At 70.3% G+C, this 21,763-nt stretch carries 21 protein-coding genes; 16 read left to right on the forward strand and 5 right to left on the reverse strand.

The features are described 5' to 3' along the window. The first annotated feature begins 102 nt into the window (after positions 1 to 102). The 5 genes from ABD378_RS28810 to ABD378_RS28830 all read left to right on the forward strand — a co-directional run bounded on the left by ABD378_RS28810 (position 103) and on the right by ABD378_RS28830 (position 5,129). Entirely contained in the window at positions 103 to 480 is a 378-nt protein-coding gene (locus ABD378_RS28810; RefSeq protein ID WP_344525365.1) for a YraN family protein, read from the forward strand. Beyond that, entirely contained in the window at positions 480 to 2,099 is a 1,620-nt protein-coding gene (locus tag ABD378_RS28815; RefSeq protein ID WP_344525367.1) for a YifB family Mg chelatase-like AAA ATPase, read from the forward strand. Before ABD378_RS28810 ends, ABD378_RS28815 begins: the two co-directional genes overlap by 1 nt. Beyond that, positions 2,096 to 3,268 carry a DNA-processing protein DprA gene (gene dprA, locus ABD378_RS28820; protein ID WP_344525369.1) on the forward strand — a complete coding sequence of 391 codons (1,173 nt, stop codon included), beginning with the start codon at positions 2,096 to 2,098 and terminating at the stop codon, positions 3,266 to 3,268. Before ABD378_RS28815 ends, dprA begins: the two co-directional genes overlap by 4 nt. Positions 3,269 to 3,596: 328 nt before the next feature. Further along, a complete protein-coding gene (whiG, locus tag ABD378_RS28825; protein WP_344525371.1) occupies positions 3,597 to 4,439 on the forward strand; it encodes an RNA polymerase sigma factor WhiG in 843 nt (280 codons plus the stop codon). A gap of 132 nt (positions 4,440 to 4,571) precedes the next feature. Beyond that, on the forward strand, positions 4,572 to 5,129 hold the full coding sequence (locus ABD378_RS28830; RefSeq protein WP_344525419.1) for a TetR/AcrR family transcriptional regulator: 558 nt from the start codon (positions 4,572 to 4,574) through the stop codon (positions 5,127 to 5,129). Here the strand turns inward: ABD378_RS28830 and ABD378_RS28835 are convergent. Next, entirely contained in the window at positions 5,098 to 5,841 is a 744-nt protein-coding gene (locus tag ABD378_RS28835) for a peptidoglycan DD-metalloendopeptidase family protein (protein ID WP_344525421.1), read from the reverse strand. The two genes, ABD378_RS28830 and ABD378_RS28835, sit on opposite strands and share 32 nt — an antisense overlap. 291 nt (positions 5,842 to 6,132) lie before the next feature. Between ABD378_RS28835 and rpsB the strand changes: the two genes are divergently transcribed. The 11 genes from rpsB to ABD378_RS28890 all read left to right on the forward strand — a co-directional run bounded on the left by rpsB (position 6,133) and on the right by ABD378_RS28890 (position 17,907). Further along, positions 6,133 to 7,083, forward strand: coding sequence for a 30S ribosomal protein S2 (rpsB, locus tag ABD378_RS28840; protein ID WP_344525373.1), 951 nt, complete (start codon positions 6,133 to 6,135; stop codon positions 7,081 to 7,083). 93 nt (positions 7,084 to 7,176) lie between these two features. Continuing rightward, a complete protein-coding gene (gene tsf / locus ABD378_RS28845; RefSeq protein ID WP_344525375.1) occupies positions 7,177 to 8,013 on the forward strand; it encodes a translation elongation factor Ts in 837 nt (278 codons plus the stop codon). Positions 8,014 to 8,199: 186 nt separating this feature from the next. Continuing rightward, positions 8,200 to 8,961, forward strand: a complete 762-nt coding sequence (gene pyrH, locus ABD378_RS28850) for a UMP kinase (protein ID WP_344525377.1) — start codon at positions 8,200 to 8,202, stop codon at positions 8,959 to 8,961. A 158-nt stretch (positions 8,962 to 9,119) separates the two neighbouring features. Further along, positions 9,120 to 9,677 (forward strand): ribosome recycling factor, encoded by a 558-nt coding sequence (frr, locus tag ABD378_RS28855; RefSeq protein ID WP_344525379.1) that lies wholly within the window; start codon positions 9,120 to 9,122, stop codon positions 9,675 to 9,677. A gap of 34 nt (positions 9,678 to 9,711) precedes the next feature. Next, positions 9,712 to 10,776, forward strand: a complete 1,065-nt coding sequence (locus tag ABD378_RS28860) for a phosphatidate cytidylyltransferase (protein ID WP_344525381.1) — start codon at positions 9,712 to 9,714, stop codon at positions 10,774 to 10,776. 225 nt (positions 10,777 to 11,001) lie between these two features. Beyond that, the gene (locus tag ABD378_RS28865; RefSeq protein WP_344525383.1) at positions 11,002 to 11,850 is read left to right on the forward strand and encodes an alpha/beta fold hydrolase; all 849 of its coding nucleotides are present in this window, start codon (positions 11,002 to 11,004) and stop codon (positions 11,848 to 11,850) included. Between the two features lie 64 nt (positions 11,851 to 11,914). Then, the gene (rlmN, locus tag ABD378_RS28870; RefSeq protein WP_344525385.1) at positions 11,915 to 13,021 is read left to right on the forward strand and encodes a dual-specificity RNA methyltransferase RlmN; all 1,107 of its coding nucleotides are present in this window, start codon (positions 11,915 to 11,917) and stop codon (positions 13,019 to 13,021) included. A gap of 248 nt (positions 13,022 to 13,269) precedes the next feature. Next, positions 13,270 to 14,358, forward strand: a complete 1,089-nt coding sequence (locus ABD378_RS28875; protein ID WP_344525387.1) for a thiamine ABC transporter substrate-binding protein — start codon at positions 13,270 to 13,272, stop codon at positions 14,356 to 14,358. Next, positions 14,334 to 16,028 (forward strand): ABC transporter permease, encoded by a 1,695-nt coding sequence (locus ABD378_RS28880; protein ID WP_344525389.1) that lies wholly within the window; start codon positions 14,334 to 14,336, stop codon positions 16,026 to 16,028. The genes ABD378_RS28875 and ABD378_RS28880 overlap by 25 nt, the downstream gene beginning before the upstream one ends. Further along, a complete protein-coding gene (locus ABD378_RS28885; protein ID WP_344525391.1) occupies positions 16,028 to 17,056 on the forward strand; it encodes an ABC transporter ATP-binding protein in 1,029 nt (342 codons plus the stop codon). Before ABD378_RS28880 ends, ABD378_RS28885 begins: the two co-directional genes overlap by 1 nt. Positions 17,057 to 17,115: 59 nt before the next feature. Then, positions 17,116 to 17,907, forward strand: a complete 792-nt coding sequence (locus tag ABD378_RS28890) for a maleylpyruvate isomerase family mycothiol-dependent enzyme (RefSeq protein WP_344525393.1) — start codon at positions 17,116 to 17,118, stop codon at positions 17,905 to 17,907. A gap of 58 nt (positions 17,908 to 17,965) precedes the next feature. On the opposite strand, the gene ABD378_RS28895 is transcribed toward ABD378_RS28890, so the two are convergent. The 4 genes from ABD378_RS28895 to ABD378_RS28910 form a co-directional block, all read right to left on the reverse strand. Next, positions 17,966 to 19,120: an LOG family protein gene (locus ABD378_RS28895; protein WP_344525395.1), complete on the reverse strand. Its 1,155-nt coding sequence runs from the start codon at positions 19,118 to 19,120 to the stop codon at positions 17,966 to 17,968. Between the two features lie 36 nt (positions 19,121 to 19,156). Beyond that, positions 19,157 to 19,561, reverse strand: a complete 405-nt coding sequence (locus tag ABD378_RS28900) for a VOC family protein (RefSeq protein ID WP_344525397.1) — start codon at positions 19,559 to 19,561, stop codon at positions 19,157 to 19,159. A 131-nt stretch (positions 19,562 to 19,692) separates the two neighbouring features. After that, positions 19,693 to 20,868: a hypothetical protein gene (locus ABD378_RS28905; protein WP_344525399.1), complete on the reverse strand. Its 1,176-nt coding sequence runs from the start codon at positions 20,866 to 20,868 to the stop codon at positions 19,693 to 19,695. Beyond that, a complete protein-coding gene (locus ABD378_RS28910; RefSeq protein WP_344525401.1) occupies positions 20,850 to 21,728 on the reverse strand; it encodes an ABC transporter ATP-binding protein in 879 nt (292 codons plus the stop codon). Before ABD378_RS28910 ends, ABD378_RS28905 begins: the two co-directional genes overlap by 19 nt. Positions 21,729 to 21,763 lie beyond the last annotated feature (35 nt).

Raw genomic sequence — 21,763 nt, forward strand, 5'->3', positions numbered from 1 at the left:
ACCGAGACGGGTGAGCGAGTTATCCACAACGCGTGAGTCGTCCACCAAGATCCACAACGCTCGGGGTTGAGCCCCAGTGTGGGTGTCGGAGGTGGTGCCGACATGAACGCACGGGGGGCACTCGGGCAGTACGGCGAAGATCTGGCCGCGAGGCGGCTGGGCGAAGCCGGGATGACGGTTCTGGCGCGCAACTGGCGCGGTGGCAGAACCGGCGAGATCGACATCGTGGCGATGGACGGCGAAGCGCTGGTCGTCTGCGAGGTCAAGACGCGCAGGGCCGGCCCGGTCGGCCCGGGGATCTATCAGCATCCGATGGCGGCCGTGGGCCGGGCCAAGGCGGAGCGGCTGCGGCGCCTCGCCGAGCGCTGGATCGAGGAGCGGGGCGGTCCGCCGCCGGGCGGGGTGCGCATCGACCTCGTCGGCGTGCTGATCCCCCGCCGTGGCGCCCCTGTCGTGGAGCATGCGCGGGGGGTGGCCTGATGGGATTCGCGCGTACGTGTTCCGTGGCGCTGGTGGGCGTCGAGGGCGTGGTCGTCGAGGTGCAGGCCGATCTGGAGCCCGGTGTCGCGGCGTTCACGCTGGTCGGCCTCCCGGACAAGAGCCTGACGGAGAGCAAGGACCGGGTCAGGGCCGCGGTGGTGAACTCGGGCGGGGAATGGCCCCAGAAGAAGCTGACGGTGGGCCTCAGTCCGGCGTCGGTGCCCAAGGGAGGCAGCGGCTTCGATCTCGCGGTGGCCTGCGCGGTGCTCGGTGCGGCGGAGCGGATCGATCCGCGGACCCTCACCGACATCGTGATGATCGGTGAGCTGGGGCTCGACGGCCGGGTGCGGCCGGTCCGGGGAGTGCTGCCGGCGGTCCTCGCGGCGGCGGACGCGGGCTATGAGCAGGTCGTCGTCCCGGAGTGCACCGCGGCCGAGGCGGCGCTGGTACCGGGGGTGTCGGTGCTCGGGGTGCGCAGCCTGCGCCAGCTCATCGCCGTGCTGACCGATGAGCCGGTGCCGGAGGAGGAGCCGGACGAGCCGGGGCGCCCGGACCCGATGCTCGCGGGGCTCTGCGTGCCCGGAACAGGTGTGGGCACGGGTCTCAGCGGCGGTCTGGAGGACGCCCTCGCCCTGGACCTCGCCGATGTCGTCGGACAGGCGTCGGCCCGGACCGCCGTGGAGGTGGCGGCCACGGGAGGGCACCACCTCTTTCTGCAGGGCCCGCCGGGCGCGGGAAAGACGATGCTCGCGGAGCGGTTGCCTGCGATCCTGCCCCGGCTGACCCGGGAGGAGTCCCTGGAGGTGACGGCCGTCCACTCGGTGGCGGGCATACTGCCGCCGGGCAAGCCCTTGGTGGACACCGCGCCGTACTGCGCGCCGCACCACTCCGCGACGATGCAGTCGCTCGTGGGCGGCGGCAAGGGAATCGCGAGGCCGGGGGCTGTCTCGCTGGCCCACCGCGGCGTGCTCTTTCTCGACGAAGCGCCGGAGTTCAGCAGCCAGACCTTGGACTCCTTGCGCCAGCCTCTCGAATCGGGCCATGTGGTGATCGCCCGCAGCGCGGGAGTGGTGCGGCTGCCCGCGAAGTTCCTGATGGTCCTCGCGGCCAACCCCTGCCCCTGCGGTCGGCACACGCTGCTTGGTGACGGCTGCGAATGCCCGGCGTCCGTCGTCCGCCGCTATCAGGCGCGGCTCTCGGGTCCGCTGCTCGACAGGGTCGACCTGAAGGTCGAGGTGGAGCCCGTCACGCGATCCGAGCTGGCGGGGTACGGCACGCGGGGAGACTCCACGCAGACGGTCGCCGACCGGGTGCGCGTCGCCCGGGAGAGATCGGCGGCCAGACTGGCCGGCACCGGCTGGCGGACGAACAGCGAAGTGCCGGGCCACGCCCTGCGCACGCGGTGGCCGGCCGACCCGGGCGCCCTGGATGCCGCCGAACTCGACCTGGAGCGCGGCTTCCTGACTGCCCGGGGGCTCGACCGCGTCCTGCGGGTCGCCTGGACCGTCGCGGACCTGGCGGGCCGTGACCGGCCTGCCGCACAGGACGTCGCCCTGGCGCTGCAGTTGCGTACGGGGGTGTCGCGTGGCGTGCCGATGGCGATCGGGACGCTGACATGACCTCGGCCCTGGATTCGGGCTCCGCCGCGGGGGAGGAGCGTCTTGCGAGGGTCGCCCTGACCCGGATCCTCGAACCGGGGGACGAGGTGGGCGGGCGGTGGTTGCGGCAGACCGGGGCCGTCGAAGTGGTGCGGCGGCTGGCCGAGGGGGAGGAGCGGCCGGCCGGGGTGACACCGGCGCGGTGGGAAGGGCTGCGGGCGCGCGCGGGGAAGGCGCGGCCCGAGGAGGATCTGGCGGTGGCGGGGGACGCGGGGGTGCGGTTCGTGTGCCCGGGGGAGGCGGAGTGGCCCGTCCAGCTGGACGACCTGGGGGATGCGCGGCCGGTGGGGCTCTGGGTGCGGGGGCAGCCCAGCCTGCGGATATGGGCGCTGCGGTCGGTGGCCGTGGTCGGGGCGCGGGCCTGCACGGAGTACGGGGCGCACATGGCGGCCAGCCTCGGCGCGGGGCTCGCCGAGCGGGGCTGGGTGGTCGTGTCGGGCGGTGCCTATGGGGTGGACGGGGCCGCGCACCGGGGAGCGCTGGGGGCCGGCGGGGCCACGGTGGCGGTGCTCGCGTGCGGGGTCGACCGGGCTTATCCGCGAGGGCATGCCGAGTTGATCAGGAGGATCGCGGAACAGGGTCTTGTGGTGGGGGAGTTGCCGCCGGGAGACCACCCGACGCCGAGCAGATTCATCCTCCGGAACCGTGTGATCGCCGCCCTCACCCGGGGCAGCGTCGTCGTCGAGGCCGCGTACCGCAGCGGTGCGCTCGCCACGGCGCGCAGTGCGCAGGAGCTCGGGCGGTTCACGATGGGGGTGCCGGGGCCCGCGACGAGCGGCCTCTCGGCGGGGGTGCACGAACTCCTGCGGGGTGACGGAGTCCTGGTGACCGACGCGGCGGAAGTCGTCGAGCTGGTGGGCGACATGGGAGAGCTGGCTCCGGAGCGGCGCGGTCCCGTCGTGCCGCGCGATCTGCTCGCCCCGGACGCCGCGCGTGTCCTGGCGGCGCTGCCCGCCCGGGGGAGCGCGTCGGCCCGGGAGATCGCACTCGGCGCGGGCACGGCTGTGGACGAAGCAGTCGGTCGACTGTACGAGTTGCGCTCACTGGGGTTCGTCGAACGACACGGCGACGGCTGGCAGTTGACACGCCAGGCGATTGTGTCGGTCTTCCCGAAGGGAGGAGGCATGTGACCGAGCGTATTCGGCCGTCTGGATGAACCCCCGATGTCCTTGGGAAATCGCGCAGTTGGCGCTTCACGGTCGTCACGCACGGCGACGAGGGGTACTCGGTGGGGCGCCCAGCGGAACGTATCTGCGTACGCGAGATCCCCTACTGTTCGCACACTGCGACACTCCAGTCACGCTACGCTCACAAGGATTCCGACGCGGACAGGCAACCACAGGCAAGCAGACGGACAACCTCATTCACTTCACGCAAGATCAGCACTTCGCGGGTGCGGGCGAATCCATCGGCTCGCACGACCTCACCGGTTCACGGCAGAACGGCTCAAGGCAACGAATGCCCCAGCACACCTCAGGGTCCGATCGGGCGGCAGCTCCCCCCGCCGCCCGTAGCGGCGAGCGGGAGCGGCCCCCCGCACCCTCGACGCTGGACGAGCTGTGGCGCTCGTACAAGGAGACGGGGGACGGGCGGCTGCGCGAGCAGTTGATCCTGCATTACTCGCCGCTGGTGAAGTACGTCGCGGGCCGGGTCAGCGTGGGTCTTCCGCCCAATGTCGAGCAGGCGGACTTCGTCTCGTCCGGGGTGTTCGGTCTGATCGACGCGATCGAGAAGTTCGACATCGAACGGTCCATCAAGTTCGAGACGTACGCGATCACCCGCATCCGTGGCGCCATGATCGACGAACTCCGCGCGCTCGACTGGATTCCCCGGTCCGTGCGGCAGAAGGCGCGCAACGTCGAGCGGGCCTATGCCACGCTCGAGGCGCAGCTGCGGCGCACCCCGTCGGAGAGCGAGGTCGCCCGCGAGATGGGGGTCGCGCTGGAGGAACTGCACGCCGTTTTCAGCCAGTTGTCGCTGGCGAACGTGGTGGCCCTGGAGGAGCTGCTTCACGTCGGCGGCGAGGGCGGCAACCGGTTGAGCCTGATGGACACGCTCGAGGACACCGCGGCCGACAACCCCGTGGAGGTCGCCGAGGACCGCGAGCTGCGGCGGCTGCTCGCGCGCGCGATCAATACGCTGCCGGAGCGGGAGAAGACCGTTGTCACGCTCTACTACTACGAAGGTCTTACGCTCGCCGAGATCGGCAATGTGCTCGGGGTGACGGAGAGCCGGGTGAGCCAGATCCACACGAAATCGGTGCTCCAGCTGCGGGCGAAGCTGGCGAGTTTCGGCCGCTGAGCGCGCTGAATCGTCCCTGCCCCGGGCCGGTGCCGTGGAGGGCGGGTGTGGGGTTCCGCGCGGTGGATCGACTCCCGTCCTGGCGGTCACGTCCGTAGAGTGGAGCGCGTGCCAAGGATTCGAGCGGCCTCTGTGGCCGAGCACCGGTCGATGCAGCGCGGCGCCCTGCTGGACGCTGCGCGGTCCCTGCTGTCCGAGGGCGGTACGGAGGCGTTGACCTTCCCCGCCCTCGCTGAACGCACGGGGCTCGCGCGGTCCTCCGTGTACGAGTACTTCCGGTCGCGTGCCGCGGTCGTCGAAGAGCTGTGCGAAGTGGACTTCCCCGTCTGGGCGGCGGAGGTCTCCGCCGCGATGGAGGGGGCGGACACCGCAGAGGGCAAGGTCGAGGCGTACGTCAGGCGGCAGCTCGATCTCGTGGGGGACCGGCGCCACCGGGCCGTCGTCGCGATCTCCGCCGCCGAGCTGGACGCGGGGGCGCGGGAGAAGATCCGCGCCGCGCACGGCGGTCTTGTCGCCATGATCGGCGAGGCCCTGCGTGAGCTGGGGCATGCGGAGCCGCGGCTCGCGGCGATGCTTCTGCAGGGTGTCGTGGACGCGGCGGTGCGGCGCATCGAGCTGGGCGCCGCGGAGGATCCGTCCGCCATCACCGAGGCCGCCGTCACCATGGCGCTGCGGGGTGTGCGGGGCTGAGGCCTCGCTCGTCGGCGCCCGGCAGCGGGGCGTCGCGTCCCCTTGCCCCGCCCTGCGGACCGCCCACCCCCATCGCGAACAGCCGCGGTAGCGGCACATCGATCACCGGCAGCAGACGGGACGCCCCGCCCCGCAGCAGCCAGGGTGGCAGCAGCGACAGCGGGTTCAGGTACGCGTCGGCCCTCAGCAGGCCCCAGTGCAGGCAACTGCTCGGGCAGTGGGCCGTGGGGAGTTCAAGTACCCCCAGTGCCTCGCCCGTCGTCACCTCGGCGCCCTTTTTGACGTCGGCCGTGGCCCGCACCGGCTCGTACGTCGTGCGCAGGGGTGGATCGCCCGTGCCTGCCAGCTCCACCGCGATCACTCCCCGGCCTGCCACCCGGCCGGCGAAGGAGACCCTGCCCGGAGCCACCGCCCGGACCACGGCGCCCGGCGGCGCCGCGAGGTCCACGCCCCGGTGGCCGCGGCCGTACTCCGTCGCCGGCGGCTCCCACCCCCGTACGACAGGGGGCCGCACCCCCACGGGCCACGCGCCGCCCACCTGCGGCACCGGCTCCCCGCCGCCCACCTGCGGCACCGGCTCCCCGGCACTCACCTCGGGCACCGCCTCCCCGCCACTCACCCTGGGCAGGGGCTCCCCCGCAGCACCGGCAGGCAGCATCACCGCCGTGATCAGCGCCACGGTCAGCAGCGCCAGACTCAGCTCTCTTCGCATGTGAGACATGCCAGAACCGTCCCGCGCCGGGCCCGTCCGCAGGGATCATGGCGCGGATCTGTGGATGACCAGCCGGTTGTGGACAGCGGCGTCACCCGCTGCCTCGCGGGTCCCGTACACTTCTTGTGGCGATCCGGGTCACCGGGTCGACTTCGCACGCCCCGACACCAGGCCTTGAAAAAGCCAGGTGCCAGCGCCTCTCGGTCCTCTGTGGCACGGCGCATCGCGGGCGTCAGGCGCGACCGCCGTCCGGCGGACGCGGCACAACCGAGAACACCAAGGAGTACGGCCATGGCCGTCGTCACGATGCGGGAGCTGCTGGAAAGCGGCGTCCACTTCGGTCACCAGACCCGTCGTTGGAACCCGAAGATGAAGCGCTTCATCTTCACGGAGCGCAACGGCATCTACATCATCGACCTGCTCCAGTCGCTGTCGTACATCGACCGCGCCTACGAGTTCGTCAAGGAGACCGTCGCCCACGGCGGCACGGTCATGTTCGTCGGCACGAAGAAGCAGGCGCAGGAGGCCATCGCCGAGCAGGCGACCCGCGTCGGCATGCCCTACGTGAACCAGCGCTGGCTGGGCGGCATGCTCACCAACTTCTCGACCGTCTACAAGCGTCTGCAGCGCCTCAAGGAGCTCGAGCAGATCGACTTCGACGATGTGGCCGCGTCCGGCCTCACCAAGAAGGAGCTGCTCGTCCTCTCCCGCGAGAAGGCCAAGCTGGAGAAGACCCTCGGCGGTATCCGCGAGATGTCCAAGGTGCCCAGCGCCGTCTGGATCGTGGACACCAAGAAGGAGCACATCGCGGTCGGTGAGGCCCGGAAGCTCAACATCCCGGTCGTCGCGATCCTCGACACCAACTGCGACCCCGACGAGGTCGACTACAAGATCCCGGGCAACGACGACGCGATCCGCTCCGTCACCCTGCTCACCCGCGTGATCGCCGACGCCGTCGCCGAGGGCCTCATCGCCCGTTCCGGCGTCGCCACGGGCGACCAGAAGCCGGGCGAGAAGGCCGCCGGCGAGCCGCTCGCCGAGTGGGAGCGCGACCTGCTCGAGGGCGAGAAGAAGGCCGACGAGCCCAAGGCTGACGAGGCCAAGGCCGACGAGCCGAAGGCCGAAGAGGCCGAGGTTCAGAAGTCCGCCGAGACGGAGAAGGCCGCCGACGCCGAGCAGGCCGAGGCCCCCGCCGAGGTTGCCGCCGCCGAGGCCCCCGCCGCGGAGACCGAGCAGGCCTGACCTTCACAGGTTCGGTAGTTGACGGCGGGGGCCAACAGGCCCCCGCCGTTCACCCGTAGATCTTTCAGACCTTCGAAAGAGAATTTCAGGATCATGGCGAACTACACCGCCGCTGACGTCAAGAAGCTCCGCGAGCTCACCGGCGCCGGCATGATGGACTGCAAGAAGGCGCTCGACGAGGCCGACGGCAGCGTCGACAAGGCCGTCGAGGCCCTGCGCATCAAGGGCCAGAAGGGCGTCGCCAAGCGCGAGGGCCGCTCCGCCGAGAACGGCGCCGTGGTCTCCCTCATCGCTGACGACAACACCTCCGGCGTCATCGTCGAGCTGAAGTGCGAGACGGACTTCGTCGCCAAGGGCGAGAAGTTCCAGGCCGTCGCGAACTCGCTGGCCGCGCACATCGCCAAGACGTCCCCGGCCGACCTCGAGGCGCTTCTCGCGTCCGAGATCGAGGCCGGCAAGACCGTCCAGGCGTACGTCGACGAGGCCAACGCCAACCTCGGCGAGAAGATCGTCCTGGACCGCTTCGCGCAGTTCTCGGGCGCCTTCGTCACCGCGTACATGCACCGCACCATGCCCGACCTGCCCCCGCAGATCGGTGTCCTGGTCGAGCTGGACAAGGCCGACGCCGACCTCGCCAAGGGCATCGCGCAGCACATCGCCGCCTTCGCGCCGAAGTACCTCTCCCGTGAGGACGTCCCGGCTGAGGTCGTCGAGTCCGAGCGTCGCGTCGCCGAGGAGACCACCCGCGCCGAGGGCAAGCCCGAGGCCGCGCTGCCCAAGATCGTCGAGGGTCGCGTCAACGGCTTCTTCAAGGAGGCCACCCTCCTCGGTCAGCCGTACGCGCTCGACAACAAGAAGTCCGTCCAGAAGGTCCTGGACGAGGCCGGTGTCACCCTGAAGCGCTTCTCGCGCATCAAGGTCGGCATCTGAGTCCGTACCGCGATCGACGGTAGACCCCGCTAGGGTCGACAGCGGTCGCCCGCGTACCCCACGTAGTACGCGACGTACGACCGCAGATCTGACGAGGAGGCCATTGCCGAGCATGGGATGCGAACAACACCCCACCGGCAGTGGCCTTCTTCGTATGTGCGCCGAGCAAAAAGAAGCGAGAACTCCATGACCACCAAGGCCGACACAAACAGTGGCGACGACAAAGTCGCCGGTCGTTTCCTGCTGAAGCTCTCCGGCGAGGCATTCGCCGGCGGGGGCGGCCTTGGCGTCGACCCCGATGTGGTGCACGCCATCGCCAAGGAGATCGCCGCGGTCGTCCGCGACGGCGCGCAGATCGCGGCCGTCATCGGCGGCGGCAACTTCTTCCGCGGCGCGGAGCTGCAGCAGCGCGGCATGGACCGCGCCCGCTCCGACTACATGGGCATGCTCGGCACGGTCATGAACTGCCTTGCCCTGCAGGACTTCCTGGAGAAGGAAGGCATCGAGTGCCGCGTCCAGACCGCCATCACGATGGGCCAGGTCGCGGAGCCGTACATCCCGCTGCGCGCCGTCCGGCACCTGGAGAAGGGCCGTGTGGTCATCTTCGGCGCCGGTATGGGCATGCCGTACTTCTCCACTGACACGACCGCCGCGCAGCGCGCCCTGGAGATCGACGCCGAGGCCCTGCTCATGGGCAAGAACGGCGTCGACGGAGTCTACGACTCCGACCCCAAGACCAACCCGGACGCGGTGAAGTACGACGCGCTCGGCTATGGCGAGGTCATCACGCGCGACCTGAAGGTCGCCGACATGACCGCGATCACCCTGTGCCGGGACAACAAGTTGCCCATCCTGGTCTTCGAGTTGCTGACCACCGGCAATATCGCCCGTGCCGTCAAGGGTGAGAAGATCGGCACACTCGTGGGCGACGAGGGCACCCGAGCCTGATCTCGGGGACGTCCCTCGAGGGCCCTGAGGGATGGACAAAGCCCTGCCGGTCGGACACGGTGCAGGGAAAGAGACGCGACGCAGCCGACACCCCATGGACTCCCCCTACTTCACCGTGTGGGGGCGCCCAGCCCACTCACAACACGCAGGAGCAAGTGGTGATCGAAGAGACCCTCCTCGAGGCCGAGGAGAAGATGGAGAAGGCCGTCGTGGTCGCCAAGGAGGACTTCGCCGCGATTCGCACAGGCCGTGCGCACCCGGCGATGTTCAACAAGATCGTGGCTGACTACTACGGCGCCCTTACGCCGATCAATCAGCTGGCCTCGTTCTCGGTGCCCGAGCCGCGGATGGCCGTGGTGACCCCGTTCGACAAGAGCGCGCTGCGCAACATCGAGCAGGCGATCCGCGACTCCGACCTCGGCGTCAACCCCAGCAATGACGGAAACATCATCCGGGTGACGTTCCCTGAGCTGACGCAGGACCGCCGCAAGGAGTACATCAAGGTCGCCAAGACCAAGGCCGAGGACTCCAAGATCTCGATCCGTTCCATCCGCCGCAAGGCCAAGGAAACGCTCGACAAGGCGATCAAGGACGGCGACATCGGCGAGGACGAGGGCCGTCGCGGGGAGAAGGAGCTCGACGACACCACCTCGAAGTACGTCGCTCAGGTGGACGAGCTGCTCAAGCACAAGGAAGCCGAGCTGCTCGAGGTCTGAGGGCTCGAGGTCTGAGGACTGAGGAATCCGATCCGTGAACGACTCTTCCTGGGGGGCGCCTCCCAGAACCGGGTACTGGGGGCCGCCCGACCAGGGCCCTGCTCAAGGGGCTGCCCCGGCAGGTCCCGCGTACGATGCGCATGACGCCCTGTATCCAGCAGAGACGCAGCCCATGCCCATCGTGCCTGACGTGCCTGAAGTACCCCAGGAGCCCATGTCCAGCGCATCACAGCCCGCCCCCGAGGCGCCGCGGGCGCCTCAAGCGCCGAAGGCGCCGCAGAAGAAGAGCGCGGGCCGTGATCTCGGGGCGGCCATAGGAGTCGGCGTGGCGCTCGGCGCGGTGATCGTCGCGTCGCTCTTCATCGTGAAGGCCGTCTTCATCGGCGTCATAGCGGTCGCCGTCGTGGTCGGCCTCTGGGAGCTCACCTCGCGCCTCGAGGAGCGCAAGGGCATCAAGGCGCCGCTGGTCCCGCTCGCGGTGGGCGGCGCCGCGATGGTCGTCGCCGGATACGTCCGCGGGGCCGAGGGCGCCTGGGTCGCCATGGCACTCACCGCGCTCGCGGTACTCGTCTGGCGGATGACCGAGCCGCCCGACGGCTATCTGAAGGACGTCACTGCGGGCGTCTTCGCGGCGTTCTACGTCCCGTTCCTCGCCACGTTCGTGGCGCTGATGCTCACCGCGGACGACGGCGCGCAGCGGGTGCTCACGTTCCTGCTCCTGACCGTGGTCAGCGACACCGGGGCGTACGCGATCGGCTGGCGCTTCGGCAAGCACAAGCTCGCCCCGCGCATCAGCCCCGGCAAGACCCGCGAGGGCCTGCTCGGCGCGGTGACGTTCGCGATGGCCGGTGGCGCGCTGTGCATGGAGTTCCTGATCGACGGCGGCACGTGGTGGCAGGGGCTCCTCATCGGCCTCGCCGTCGCCGCGAGCGCGACGCTCGGTGACCTCGGTGAGTCCATGATCAAGCGTGACCTCGGCATCAAGGACATGGGCACGCTGCTCCCCGGGCACGGGGGCATCATGGACCGCCTCGACTCGCTGCTGCCGACCGCGCCGGTGGTCTGGCTGCTGCTCGTCATCTTCGTGGGATCTGGCTGACCTGCACTTTTGTACGTGAGGGGCTCGCCGTCCACCGGACGGCGAGCCCCTCTTCGTCGTTCCTGCCTACCCGAACCCCGGTTTGAGCCGGTTGGCGCCGGTTGGAGCCGGGCGCCCGGTTTGAGATCCGCCGGTGCGGGTGAGGCTCCCCGAGCACATCATCCGGACGATTCCGAAAGGAAGGATCCTGTGTCGTTTGGTCTCGGACCCGTTTCGCATCGCACCGTGGACGTCGATGGCATCGAGATCTTCTACCGCGAGGCGGGAAACCCCCATGCCCCGGTGCTGCTGCTTCCACACGGCTATCCCGGGTCGTCCTACGTCTACCGGCACCTGCTGCCCGCCCTCGCGGACCGTTGGCGCGTGATCGCCCCGGACCTACCCGGTTTCGGCTACAGCGGGACGCCTTCGTCGGACGATTTCGGCTACACCTTCGACGCCTACGCAGACTTCCTGTTCGACTTCACCCAGGCGATGAGACTGGACCGGTACGTCATCTGGCTGCACGACTACGGGTCGCAGTTCGGCCTCCGGCTCGCGATGCGCGAGCCCGGGCGGGTGGCCGGCCTGATCATCCAGAACGGCGACATCTACGAGGACGAGTTCGGCCCGAAGTACGACGGCCTGCGGAAGTTTTGGACCAACCCCGGGCCGGATTCGCGGCGAGGCATCGCCCGGCACGTGAGCCTCGACGGATTCCGCGACGAGTTCGTCGGCGAGCTCCCGGCCGAGGTGGCCGACCGCGTTCCTCCGGACCTGTGGACCCTGCACTGGTCCCTGATGTCCGACCCCGCGCGGGTGGCCAACCTCGTCCGGCTCCTGGAGGACCAGCCCACCACGCTGGACTGGTTCCCCCGACAACAGGCATACCTGCGCGAACACCAGCCGCCGACCCTGATCGTCTGGGGCCCGCACGACGGCTACATGCCCGAAGCCGCCGCCCGCGCCTACCACCGCGACCTCCCCAGGGCCGAATTGCACCTGCTCGACGGCGGCCACTGGCTACTGGAAACGCACCTGACCGAGGTCGTCCCGCTGGTCCGAGAGTTCCTGAGCGCCTCAGTCGGCCCTTGAGCCGCCGGTCGGTGATCAGCGGTGGCCTGGCCGGGCCCCCGTCGTCTGCGACACTGGAATCACCATGCCTGTACCCGGAGAACTCACCTTCGTCGCGCCCCGCGGAGCCAAGAAGCCGCCGCGGCATCTCGCCGACCTCACGCCCGCCGAGCGCAAGGAAGCCGTCGCCGCTGCAGGCGAGAAACCGTTTCGCGCCAAGCAGCTCTCGCAGCACTACTTCGCGCGGTACGCGCACGACCCGGAGCAGTGGACCGACATTCCTGCCGGTTCGCGCGCGAAGCTGCAGGAGGCGTTGCTTCCCGAGCTGATGTCCGTGGTGCGGCACATCAGCTGTGACGACGACACCACGCGTAAGACGCTGTGGCGGCTGTTCGACGGGACGCTGGTCGAGTCCGTCCTCATGCGCTATCCCGACCGCGTGACGATGTGCATCTCGTCGCAGGCCGGGTGCGGGATGAACTGTCCGTTCTGTGCGACGGGGCAGGCCGGTCTCGACCGGAATCTGTCGACCGCCGAGATCGTGCACCAGATCGTGGACGGGATGAGGGCGCTCAGGGACGGAGAGATCCCGGGTGGGCCGGCGCGGCTGTCGAACATCGTCTTCATGGGGATGGGCGAGCCGCTCGCCAACTACAACCGCGTGACCGGCGCCATCCGCAGGCTGACGGATCCCGAGCCCGATGGGGTCGGTCTTTCGCAGCGTGGGATCACCGTGTCGACCGTTGGTCTGGTGCCCGCCATCCACCGGTTCGCCGACGAGGGCTTCAAGTGCCGCCTCGCCATCTCGCTGCACGCGCCCGACGACGAGCTGCGCGACACCCTCGTACCCGTCAATACGCGGTGGAACGTGCGTGAGGTGCTTGACGCGGGATGGGAGTACGCCGCCAAGTCGGGGCGCCGCCTGTCCATCGAGTACGCGCTGATCCGGGACATCAACGACCACGCATGGCGCGGTGACCGGCTCGGGCGGCTGCTCAAGAACAAGCCCGTGCACGTGAACCTGATCCCGCTGAACCCGACGCCGGGCTCGAAGTGGACGGCGTCGCGTCCGGAGGACGAGAAGGCCTTCGTGGACGCCATCGCCGCCCATGGGGTGCCTGTCACGGTTCGTGACACCCGTGGCCAGGAGATTGACGGGGCGTGCGGTCAGCTCGCCGCGTCGGAGCGTTAGGCTGGCCGAAACACAACTTCATAGCCGGAACACATCTTCATATTCCGACAGGGGAGCGCCACAGCGCTGAGAGTGCGGCAGCCAAGGACAGGTTGGCCGCAGACCCTCTGAACCTTGCCCGGGTCATTCCGGGTAGGAAGTTCGGTCATCACTCAAGCTGTTGCGCCCTGCCCGCGGCCCTTCCGGTCCGCGGGCAGGGCCGCGTCTCTTCCTGGTCACTCCAGGAGGAATGAACTCAGTTGAACTCAGTGAGCAGCACCAAGAAGATCACCGTCACCGCGGTCGCCGTCACCCTCGGGCTCGTCGTGCTCTCCGCGTGCGGCAGTTCGTCGGACAGCGGTGACAAGGGCGACGACGCCAAGAGCGTCACGCTCGTCAGCCATGACTCCTTCAACGTCTCCAAGGACGTACTGAAGGCGTTCGAGAAGAGCTCCGGATACAAGGTCAATGTCCTTAAGGACGGGGACGCCGGCGCCGCCGTGAACAAGGCGATTCTGTCGAAGGACAACCCGCAGGGCGATGTCTTCTTCGGCGTCGACAACACCCTGCTCTCGCGCGCGCTCGACAACGGCCTCTTCCAGTCGTACGAGGCCAAGGGCTCGGATCAGGTTCTTTCGCAGTTCCGCGTTGATCAGGGCAAGCACCGGGTCACGCCCGTCGACAGCGGCGACATCTGTGTCAACTACGACAAGAAGTACTTCGCCGACAAGAAGCTGGCGCCGCCGAAGTCCTTCGAGGATCTGACCAAGCCCGCCTATAAGGACCTGCTGGTCACCGAGAACGCCTCGACCTCTTCGCCCGGCCTCGGGTTCCTGCTCGGCACCGCCGCCCAGTACGGCGACGACGGCTGGCAGGGCTACTGGAAGAAGCTCAAGAACAACGGCGTCAAGGTCGTCGACGGCTGGGAGCAGGCCTACAACGAGGAGTTCTCCGGCTCCGCGGGCGGCAAGAAGGCCAAGGGGGAGCGCCCGCTCGTCGTCTCGTACGCCTCGTCGCCGCCCGTCGAGGTGCTCTACGCGAAGCCGCAGCCCAAGGAGGCGCCGACCGGCGTCGCGACCGGCACCTGCTTCCGGCAGGTCGAGTACGCGGGGCTGCTCAGCAACGCCAAGAACGAGAAGGGCGGCAAGGCGCTGCTCGACTTCCTGATCAGCACCGAGTTCCAGGACGACATGCCGCTGAACATGTTCGTGAACCCGGTGCGGGAGACCGCCGAGCTGCCCGAGCTGTTCGTCAAGCACGGCGTGAAGATCGACAAGCCGGAGACCATGGCCCCGAAGAAGATCGCCGACAACCGCGAGCAGTGGGTCAAGTCGTGGACCTCGCTCGTACTGAAGTAGGCAAGTCCCGTAAGGGGCGTCGGGGGCTCGCGCGCGGGAGCGCGGCGCGGCTCGGTCTCATGGCCGTGCCCGTCGCGTTCTTCTCAGTCTTCTTCGCCTATCCGGTCGCCGCGATCGTCGCGCGCGGCCTGAAGGTGGACGGGCAGTGGCAGTTCGGGCGGATCGCTGACGTCGTCGGGCAGTCCGACGTCCGGCACGTGCTGTGGTTCACCACCTGGCAGGCGCTCGCCTCGACCGCGCTCACGCTGCTCATCGCGCTCCCCGGCGCGTACGTCTTCGCGCGCTTCGAGTTCAGGGGCAAGCAGGTCCTGCGGGCGGTCGTCACGGTGCCGTTCGTGCTGCCGACGGTCGTCGTCGGGACCGCGTTCCTCGCGCTGCTCGGCCGGGGCGGTCTGCTCGACGAGATGTGGGGCGTACGGCTCGACACCACCGTGTGGGCGATTCTGCTCGCGCATGTCTTCTTCAATTACGCCGTTGTCGTACGGACCGTCGGCGGGCTCTGGTCGCAGCTCGACCCGCGTCAGGAGGAGGCCGCGCGGATGCTCGGCGCCTCCCGGTGGACCGCCTGGCGGACGGTGACGCTGCCCGCGCTCGGCCCCGCGGTCGCCGCGGCGGCTCTGATGGTCTTCTTGTTCACGTTCACCTCGTTCGGTGTCGTGCAGATCCTCGGCGGGCCCGCGTACTCCACGCTCGAAGTCGAGATCTACCGGCAGACCGCCCAGCTTCTCGACTTGTCGACGGCCGCCGTACTGACCATCGTGCAGTTCGCGGCGGTCGGCGTGATCCTCGCCGTGCACGCGTGGACCGTGCGCAGACGGGAGACCGCCCTGAAGCTGGTCGACGCCTCCGCGGTCGCGCGGCGCCCGCGCGGCGCTGGGCAGTGGACGCTGCTCGCCGGGGTCATGGCCACGATCGCCGTACTGATCCTGCTGCCGCTCGGGGTGCTGATCGAGCGGTCGCTGAGCGGCCCCGACGGCTACGGCTTCACCTACTACGAGGAGCTGACATCGGCGGAGGGGGGCGCCTTCCTCGTGCCGCCGATCGAGGCTGTCTGGAATTCGCTCCAGTACGCGGTCGCCGCCACCGCCATCGCCCTGGTGATCGGCGGGCTCGCGGCGGCCGCCCTCACCCGGAAGGCCGGTCGCCTGGTGCGCGGCTTCGACGCGCTGTTGATGCTGCCGCTCGGGGTGTCCGCGGTGACGGTCGGCTTCGGGTTCCTGATCACGTTGGACAAGCCGCCGCTCGACCTGCGCTCCACCTGGATCCTGGTGCCGCTCGCGCAGGCGCTGGTGGGCGTGCCCTTCGTCGTACGCACCATGCTTCCCGTCCTGCGCGCGGTGGACGGACGCCTGCGCGAGGCGGCGGCCGTGCTCGGGGCCTCGCCGCTGCGGGCGTGGCGGGAGGTCGACCTGCCGATGGTGCGCAGGGCGCTGCTCATCGCCGCCGGGTTCGCCTTCGCCGTGTCGCTGGGGGAGTTCGGCGCGACGGTGTTCATCGCGCGGCCGGACAACCCGACGCTGCCGGTCGCCGTGGCGCGGCTCCTGGGGCGGGCGGGTGAACTCAACTACGGCCAGGCGATGGCACTTTCGACGATCTTGATGGTGGTGTGCGCGGTGTCGCTGCTGCTGCTCGAACGGCTCCGTACCGACCGCACGACTGGGGAGTTCTGATGGGTGTGGGTCTGCTGACGCTGGCGGACGCGACGGTGCGGTTCGGGGCGCGTGCCGTGCTCGACCGGGTCGGGCTCGCGGTCGACAAGCACCAGATCGTGTGCGTCCTCGGGCCCAGTGGCAGCGGCAAGTCGACGCTGCTGCGCGCGGTCGCGGGGCTCCAGGAGCTGGACGCCGGGCAGGTTCTGCTCGACGGCCGCGATCAGCGGGGCGTGCCCGCGCACAAGCGTGGGGTCGGCCTGATGTTCCAGGACCATCAGCTGTTCCCGCAGCGCGACGTGGCGGGCAACGTCGCCTTCGGGCTGCGGATGCACGGCGCTTCGCGGGGCGAACAGGCCAACCGGGTGGCCGAGTTGCTCGACCTGGTGGGGCTGCCGGGCGCGCAGCGCCGAGCCGTCGCCTCGCTGTCGGGCGGAGAGCAGCAGCGGGTCGCCCTGGCGCGCGCGCTCGCGCCGAGGCCGCGCCTGCTCATGCTCGACGAGCCGCTCGGGCAGCTCGACCGGTCGCTGCGGGAGCGTCTTGTCGTCGAACTCCGGGAGCTGTTCGACGAGTTGGGCACGACCGTGCTCGCGGTCACGCACGACCAGGGCGAGGCCTTCGCGCTCGCGGACCGGGTCGTGGTGATGCGGGAGGGCCGGATCGCCCAGTCGGGTACGCCCCTTGAGGTCTGGCGGCACCCGGCGGACGAGTTCGTGGCGCGGTTCCTGGGCTTCGACAACGTCGTCGACGCGACGGTGGCCGGTGACGTGGCGGACACCGTCTGGGGCAAGATGCCGGTGCCGGACGACGCGGCGGACGGGCGGTGCCGACTGCTGGTGCGGCCGGCCGGGGTGCGGCTCGTGCCCGCCGACGAGGGGCTGCCGTGCGCGGTGACGGCGCGTACCTTCCGGGGCACGCATGTCGCCGTTCACCTGGAGCCCCGGGTGGGACCGCGGCTCGAGGCGGCCTGTGCGCTGCGGGACGCGCCTGGGGTGGGGGAGACGGTGGGGGTCGCGTTCGACGCGGGGGATGTCGTGGTTCTGGGCTGACGTGGGCCGGGGCGTTATTGAGGTGTGGGCGCCGCGGGGATCTGCCTAGGGTTCGGCCCATGACGACATTGGAGTACGACCGCCACCGCGCCGAAATCGCGGTCCAGCTGGGCCTCTTGAGGGACACGCTGGCCGGGGCGGACCTGTCGGCCACCGTGCCGACGTGTCCGGAGTGGACGCTGGGGTACCTCGCCCGGCATGTGGGTGGCGCCGTGCGCTGGGCCGAGCGGCTGGTGGGCACGCGGGCCACGGGGGACATCCCCGAGGAGGACGTCCCGGGCATCCGCGGCCCCGAGGGCGACGATCCCGCCGCCCTCGACGCCTGGCTGGCCGAGACCGCCGAGCTGGCAGGCAAGACGTTCTCCGCCGCACGCGCCGACACCCCGGTGTGGACCTGGGCCGAGCCCCAGAACGCCGGGTTCTGGGCGCGGCGCATGACGCATGAGGTGGCCGTTCACCGCGCGGACGCGGCGATTGCCGCGGGGGTCACGTATGAGATCGCGCCGGATGTCGCCGCCGATGCGATTGATGAGTGGTTGGAGATCGTGCGGCATGTGCAGCGGTCTGATCCGGGGGACAGTGCCGCCGAGTTGAGGGGTGCGGGGCGCAGCATTCATCTGCATGCGACGGATGCGCCTGCGGGGTTGAATGCCGAGTGGGTCATCGAGTTCGGTGAGGATGGGTTCGTGTGGCGGCGGGGGCATGAGAAGGCCACGGTTGCCTTGCGGGGGCCGCTTACCGAGGTGTTGCTCGCGTTCTATCGGCGGCGGTCGCTGGACGGCGGGACCGTAGAGGTGCTGGGGGAGCGGGAGTTGCTGGACTTCTGGCTGGAGCGGGCTTCGTTCGGATGATTTGCCCCCAGCCCGCCCCTTCCCGGCTGTGACACTTGCGGCTCCGCCGAGTTCGTCCTCAAACGCCGGACGGGCTGAAGCTCCGCAGCGTGTCCGGCGCCTCCTCCACCGTGTCCACCAGCGCGATCCTCGACTCCATGGACCTGCCACGCGCCAGCGCCTGCAGCAGTGGCCACGCCGGGAGGCGTTCCGTCCAGTGTTCGTGGTTCACCAGGATCATCGGGGCCGGTTCGCCACGGGACTCGTAGTAGTTCGGCGTGGCCGCGTCGAAGATTTCCTGGAGCGTGCCCGCCGCCCCCGGGAGGAAGATCACGCCCGCGTTCGAGCGAGCCAGGAGGCCGTCCTCGCGGGTGGCGTTGGCGAAGTACTTGGCCAGGTGGGTGGCGAAGGCGTTCGGCGGTTCGTGGCCGTAGAACCAGGTGGGGATGCCCACCGACGCGCCGCCGGACGGCCAGCGGTCGCGTACGTCGAAGGCCGCCCGCGCCCACTCGGTGATCGAGGGGGTGAAGGACGGTGCCTTGGCGAGGAGTTCGAGCGCCTCGTCCAGCATCTCGTCGCGGAAGACGGATGCGTACGCGCCCAGGTTCGCCGCCTCCATCGCGCCGGGGCCGCCACCCGTGGCGACCGTGAACCCGGCGCGGGCGAGCGAGCGGCCGAGCCGTGCCGCACCCTCGTACGCGTCCGTGCCGCGGGCCATCGCGTGGCCGCCCATGACGCCCACCACCCGCGCGCTGACGAGCAGTTCGTCCAGGGCGTCCGAGATCGAGTCGTCGTGGATCGCGCGGAGCATCGAGGAGAAGACGTCGCCGTCGGCCTTGGTCTCCTGGAACCAGGCGTACGCGCGGGCGTCAGGAGTCGCCTCGTACCCACCCTCGGAGAGTCCCGCGAACAGTTCGTCCGGCGTGTAGAGAAGACCGCGGTACGGGTCGAACGGCAGGCCGGGGACGGGCGGGAACACCAGTGCCCCGGCGGTCCGCATCGCGTCCACCGCGCTCTGCTCCATGGCGCAGCCGAGGAACACGGCGCCCGTGGCGTCGCAGGCCGTCAACGCGGACGTACGCGCCATCAGGTCTATGGCCTGGACGCGGCACCCGGCGAGCGAGCCGCTCGCGGCGATCTCGTCGAACTCGTCGAGCGACTCGATCTCGCGGTCGCCGCCCGGGAGTCGGGGAGAGGGCCTGGGGGCGGATGCGGGTTCGGGAGTCGGCTGCATCCGCCCATGCTAAGCAGGCCGTGCAAGGCGCCGTCGTCAGCCCTGGACCTCGGACTCGTCCATCCACATGATTTCCCAGGTGTGGCCGTCCAGGTCGTCGAACGCGCGGCCGTACATCATGCCGAAGTCCTGCGTCTTGCCCGCCGTGCCACCGGCCGCCACGGCCTTGTCGACCAGCTCGTCGACCTTCTCGCGGCTCTCGGCGCTCAGACAGAGCAGTGTCTCGCTGGTCGTCGTCGCGTCCGCGATCTCCTTCTTCGTGAAGTCCTGGTAGCGCGGCTTGCTCAGGAGCATCGCGATGATCGTGTCGCTGATCACGACGCAGGCGCAGTCGTCCGTCGAGAACTGGGGGTTGATCGTGTAGCCGAGCTCCGTGAAGAACTTCTTCGAGCTGTCGACGTCGTTCACGGCGAGGTTCACGAAGATCATCTGCTGGTACATGAGGTGTCTCCCGTTGCGGTGAGTTCTGCGTGGCGCGTGCGTTCCGTGTCTTACGGAGGGGTAGACGTGCGTTCGACGCAGAACTCATCGCCCGTCGCGGACTTTCTTTCCGCGCGTTCGGCGCAGGCCGCTCAGCCTGCGAGCGGCAGCGCGGCCAGCTCAGCGACCACCCAGGTCAGCGGCCCGAACACGGCCGCGAGCGCGCCTGCGCGCAGCGCCGCAGTGCCGCGCAGCATCGACGCGGGCGCCCCGATCTTGAGCAGCGCGGACGTCGTGTCCGAGCGGGCGTGCTTGGCCTCGATCGCGGCCGTGGCCAGGGTCAGGACCGCGCAGCCCGCGACGAGCAGCGAGCCGAGCGTGGTCAGCGGGCCGATGTCGGGCCGGGCACCGGAGTGCAGCGTGAGCGCCGCGTACGCCCCGGAGCCCACCACACAGAGCACCCCGAGCGGCCGCCCGATCCGCTGGGCCTCCTCCTGCAGCCCGCGCCCGGCGAGGAGCCGCATCGCCCCGGGCCTGACCGCCTGCAGGATCCGCCCGCACTGATAGGTGAGGCCGGGGCCCGCGAGCGCGAGGCCGATCGCCGTGAGCGTCCACCCGGCGAGCACGCCCGCGGGGCTGCCGGTCAGGCCGCCCGGCATTCTGAGGTCCGACGCACCGGGGGAGCGGCTCGCGTACGCCTCGACGGCGAGGCCAGCCGCCAGCAGCGCGACCCCCCAGGGCAGCCCGCTCGGCGGTGCGGCCGGCGTGGCCGGGCCCTCCTGCCGCGCCGGTTCGTCCTGCTTGTCGCCGGGCTTCGCGGCCTTGGGCCGCAGTGCGGCCGCGCTGGCCGCGGAGGCGATCAGCGGGACCAGGGCGAGCAGGGTGAGCGCCGCGGGAAGGGGCAGCGGCTGCTCGGCGGCGAGCAGTCCGGCCGCGGCGCCGTCGAACGGCAGCCCCGTCAGATCGCCGCGCAGGTGCAGGAAGAACAGGAGCGCCACCATCGAGCCGAGCGTGCACGCCACGGCCGTGGAGATCGCGGCGAGCACCGTGAGCTTGGCCGGGCCGAGCCCCACCGCGGAGAGCCCGGAGCGCGGCCGGGTCGCCGGGTCGGTGCGCGCGACGGTGACGGCGAAGTACACGGTGGCGGCGATCGGCGCCACGCACCAGGCGAGCCGCAGCAGGGCCCCGCCGGACGCGTCCGGGTGTCCCATCGCGTACCCCAGCGTGCACAGCAGCAGGAAGCCGGTACCGGCCGACGCGGCGGCGACGAGCAGCCTGCGCAGCTGGACCAGGGGGTGGGCCCCGCGGGCTAGACGGAGAGCGAGCACGCGGCCCGGCCTTCCGCGTCGTCGGAATCGCCCTTTGCGGAGGCGGAGGCGGAGGCACCGGCAGCGACCGAGGCGGAGCCGGAGGCACCGCCACCGCTCGGGTCACCGGCACCGGCACCGGCACCGGCCGCGTCCCCGCCACCGCCCTCCGCCGCCAGCTCTCCCGTCCCCGGCAGGTGCACCGTGTTCACGCGCCGCCCGTCGAGCAGCGTGAGAGTCCGGTCCGCGAGGGCGGCGACCTCCGCGTCGTGCGTGGCGAGGACGACCGTGATGCCGTGCGAACGGGCCGCGGTCGTCAGCGTACGAAGGACGTGGGCGCGGTCGGCGCGGTGCAGCGGCGCGGTCGGCTCGTCGGCGAAGATCACGGACGGCATCGTGACCAGGGCGCGGGCGATGACGATGCGCTGGCGCTGGGCCTGCAGCAGTGCGTGCGGCCGCTTGCGGGCACAGTCACCGATGTCGAGGCGCTCCAGCCACTCCTGGGCGGTGGTCCTGGAGCCCCGGTGCGATGCGCCGCGCAGCATCAGCGGCAGCGCGACGTTCTCCCAGGCCGTGAGCTCGGGCACGAGGTGCGGCTCCGGGTCGATCCAGCCGAAGCGGTCGCGGCGCAGGCGCTCGCGGACCACCGGGCCCATCGTGTGCACCGGCGTGCTGTTGAACCAGACCTCGCCCTGCTCGGGCAGGAGCTGGCCGGAGAGACAGCGCAGGAGAGTCGTTTTGCCGCTGCCGCGCGGGCCGGTGACGGCGAGGATCTCGCCCTCGCGCACGCCCAGCGATACGCCGGTGAGCGCGGGCGAGCCGTTGTGTGTGACGTGCAGGGCGCGTGCCCACAGCACGTCGTTGTCCGGCGGGGCCACCATCACGTACACCTCGGTTCAGATCAGTTTGCCTCCCC

It is taken from the genome of Streptomyces rectiviolaceus, assembly GCF_039533825.1.
In the GTDB taxonomy this organism is placed as follows: Bacteria; Actinomycetota; Actinomycetes; order Streptomycetales; family Streptomycetaceae; genus Streptomyces; species Streptomyces rectiviolaceus.

What these genes read in the sequence shown, in the direction of transcription:
- ABD378_RS28810 (WP_344525365.1), top strand. Translation starts at nt 103, where the DNA reads ATGAACGCACGGGGGGCACTCGGGCAGTACGGCGAAGATCTGGCCGCG.
- ABD378_RS28815 (WP_344525367.1), top strand. Translation starts at nt 480, where the DNA reads ATGGGATTCGCGCGTACGTGTTCCGTGGCGCTGGTGGGCGTCGAGGGC.
- dprA (WP_344525369.1), top strand. Translation starts at nt 2,096, where the DNA reads ATGACCTCGGCCCTGGATTCGGGCTCCGCCGCGGGGGAGGAGCGTCTT.
- whiG (WP_344525371.1), top strand. Translation starts at nt 3,597, where the DNA reads ATGCCCCAGCACACCTCAGGGTCCGATCGGGCGGCAGCTCCCCCCGCC.
- ABD378_RS28835 (WP_344525421.1), bottom strand. Translation starts at nt 5,841, where the DNA reads ATGCGAAGAGAGCTGAGTCTGGCGCTGCTGACCGTGGCGCTGATCACG.
- rpsB (WP_344525373.1), top strand. Translation starts at nt 6,133, where the DNA reads ATGGCCGTCGTCACGATGCGGGAGCTGCTGGAAAGCGGCGTCCACTTC.
- tsf (WP_344525375.1), top strand. Translation starts at nt 7,177, where the DNA reads ATGGCGAACTACACCGCCGCTGACGTCAAGAAGCTCCGCGAGCTCACC.
- pyrH (WP_344525377.1), top strand. Translation starts at nt 8,200, where the DNA reads ATGACCACCAAGGCCGACACAAACAGTGGCGACGACAAAGTCGCCGGT.
- rlmN (WP_344525385.1), top strand. Translation starts at nt 11,915, where the DNA reads ATGCCTGTACCCGGAGAACTCACCTTCGTCGCGCCCCGCGGAGCCAAG.
- ABD378_RS28885 (WP_344525391.1), top strand. Translation starts at nt 16,028, where the DNA reads ATGGGTGTGGGTCTGCTGACGCTGGCGGACGCGACGGTGCGGTTCGGG.
- ABD378_RS28890 (WP_344525393.1), top strand. Translation starts at nt 17,116, where the DNA reads ATGACGACATTGGAGTACGACCGCCACCGCGCCGAAATCGCGGTCCAG.
- ABD378_RS28895 (WP_344525395.1), bottom strand. Translation starts at nt 19,120, where the DNA reads ATGCAGCCGACTCCCGAACCCGCATCCGCCCCCAGGCCCTCTCCCCGA.
- ABD378_RS28900 (WP_344525397.1), bottom strand. Translation starts at nt 19,561, where the DNA reads ATGTACCAGCAGATGATCTTCGTGAACCTCGCCGTGAACGACGTCGAC.
- ABD378_RS28910 (WP_344525401.1), bottom strand. Translation starts at nt 21,728, where the DNA reads ATGGTGGCCCCGCCGGACAACGACGTGCTGTGGGCACGCGCCCTGCAC.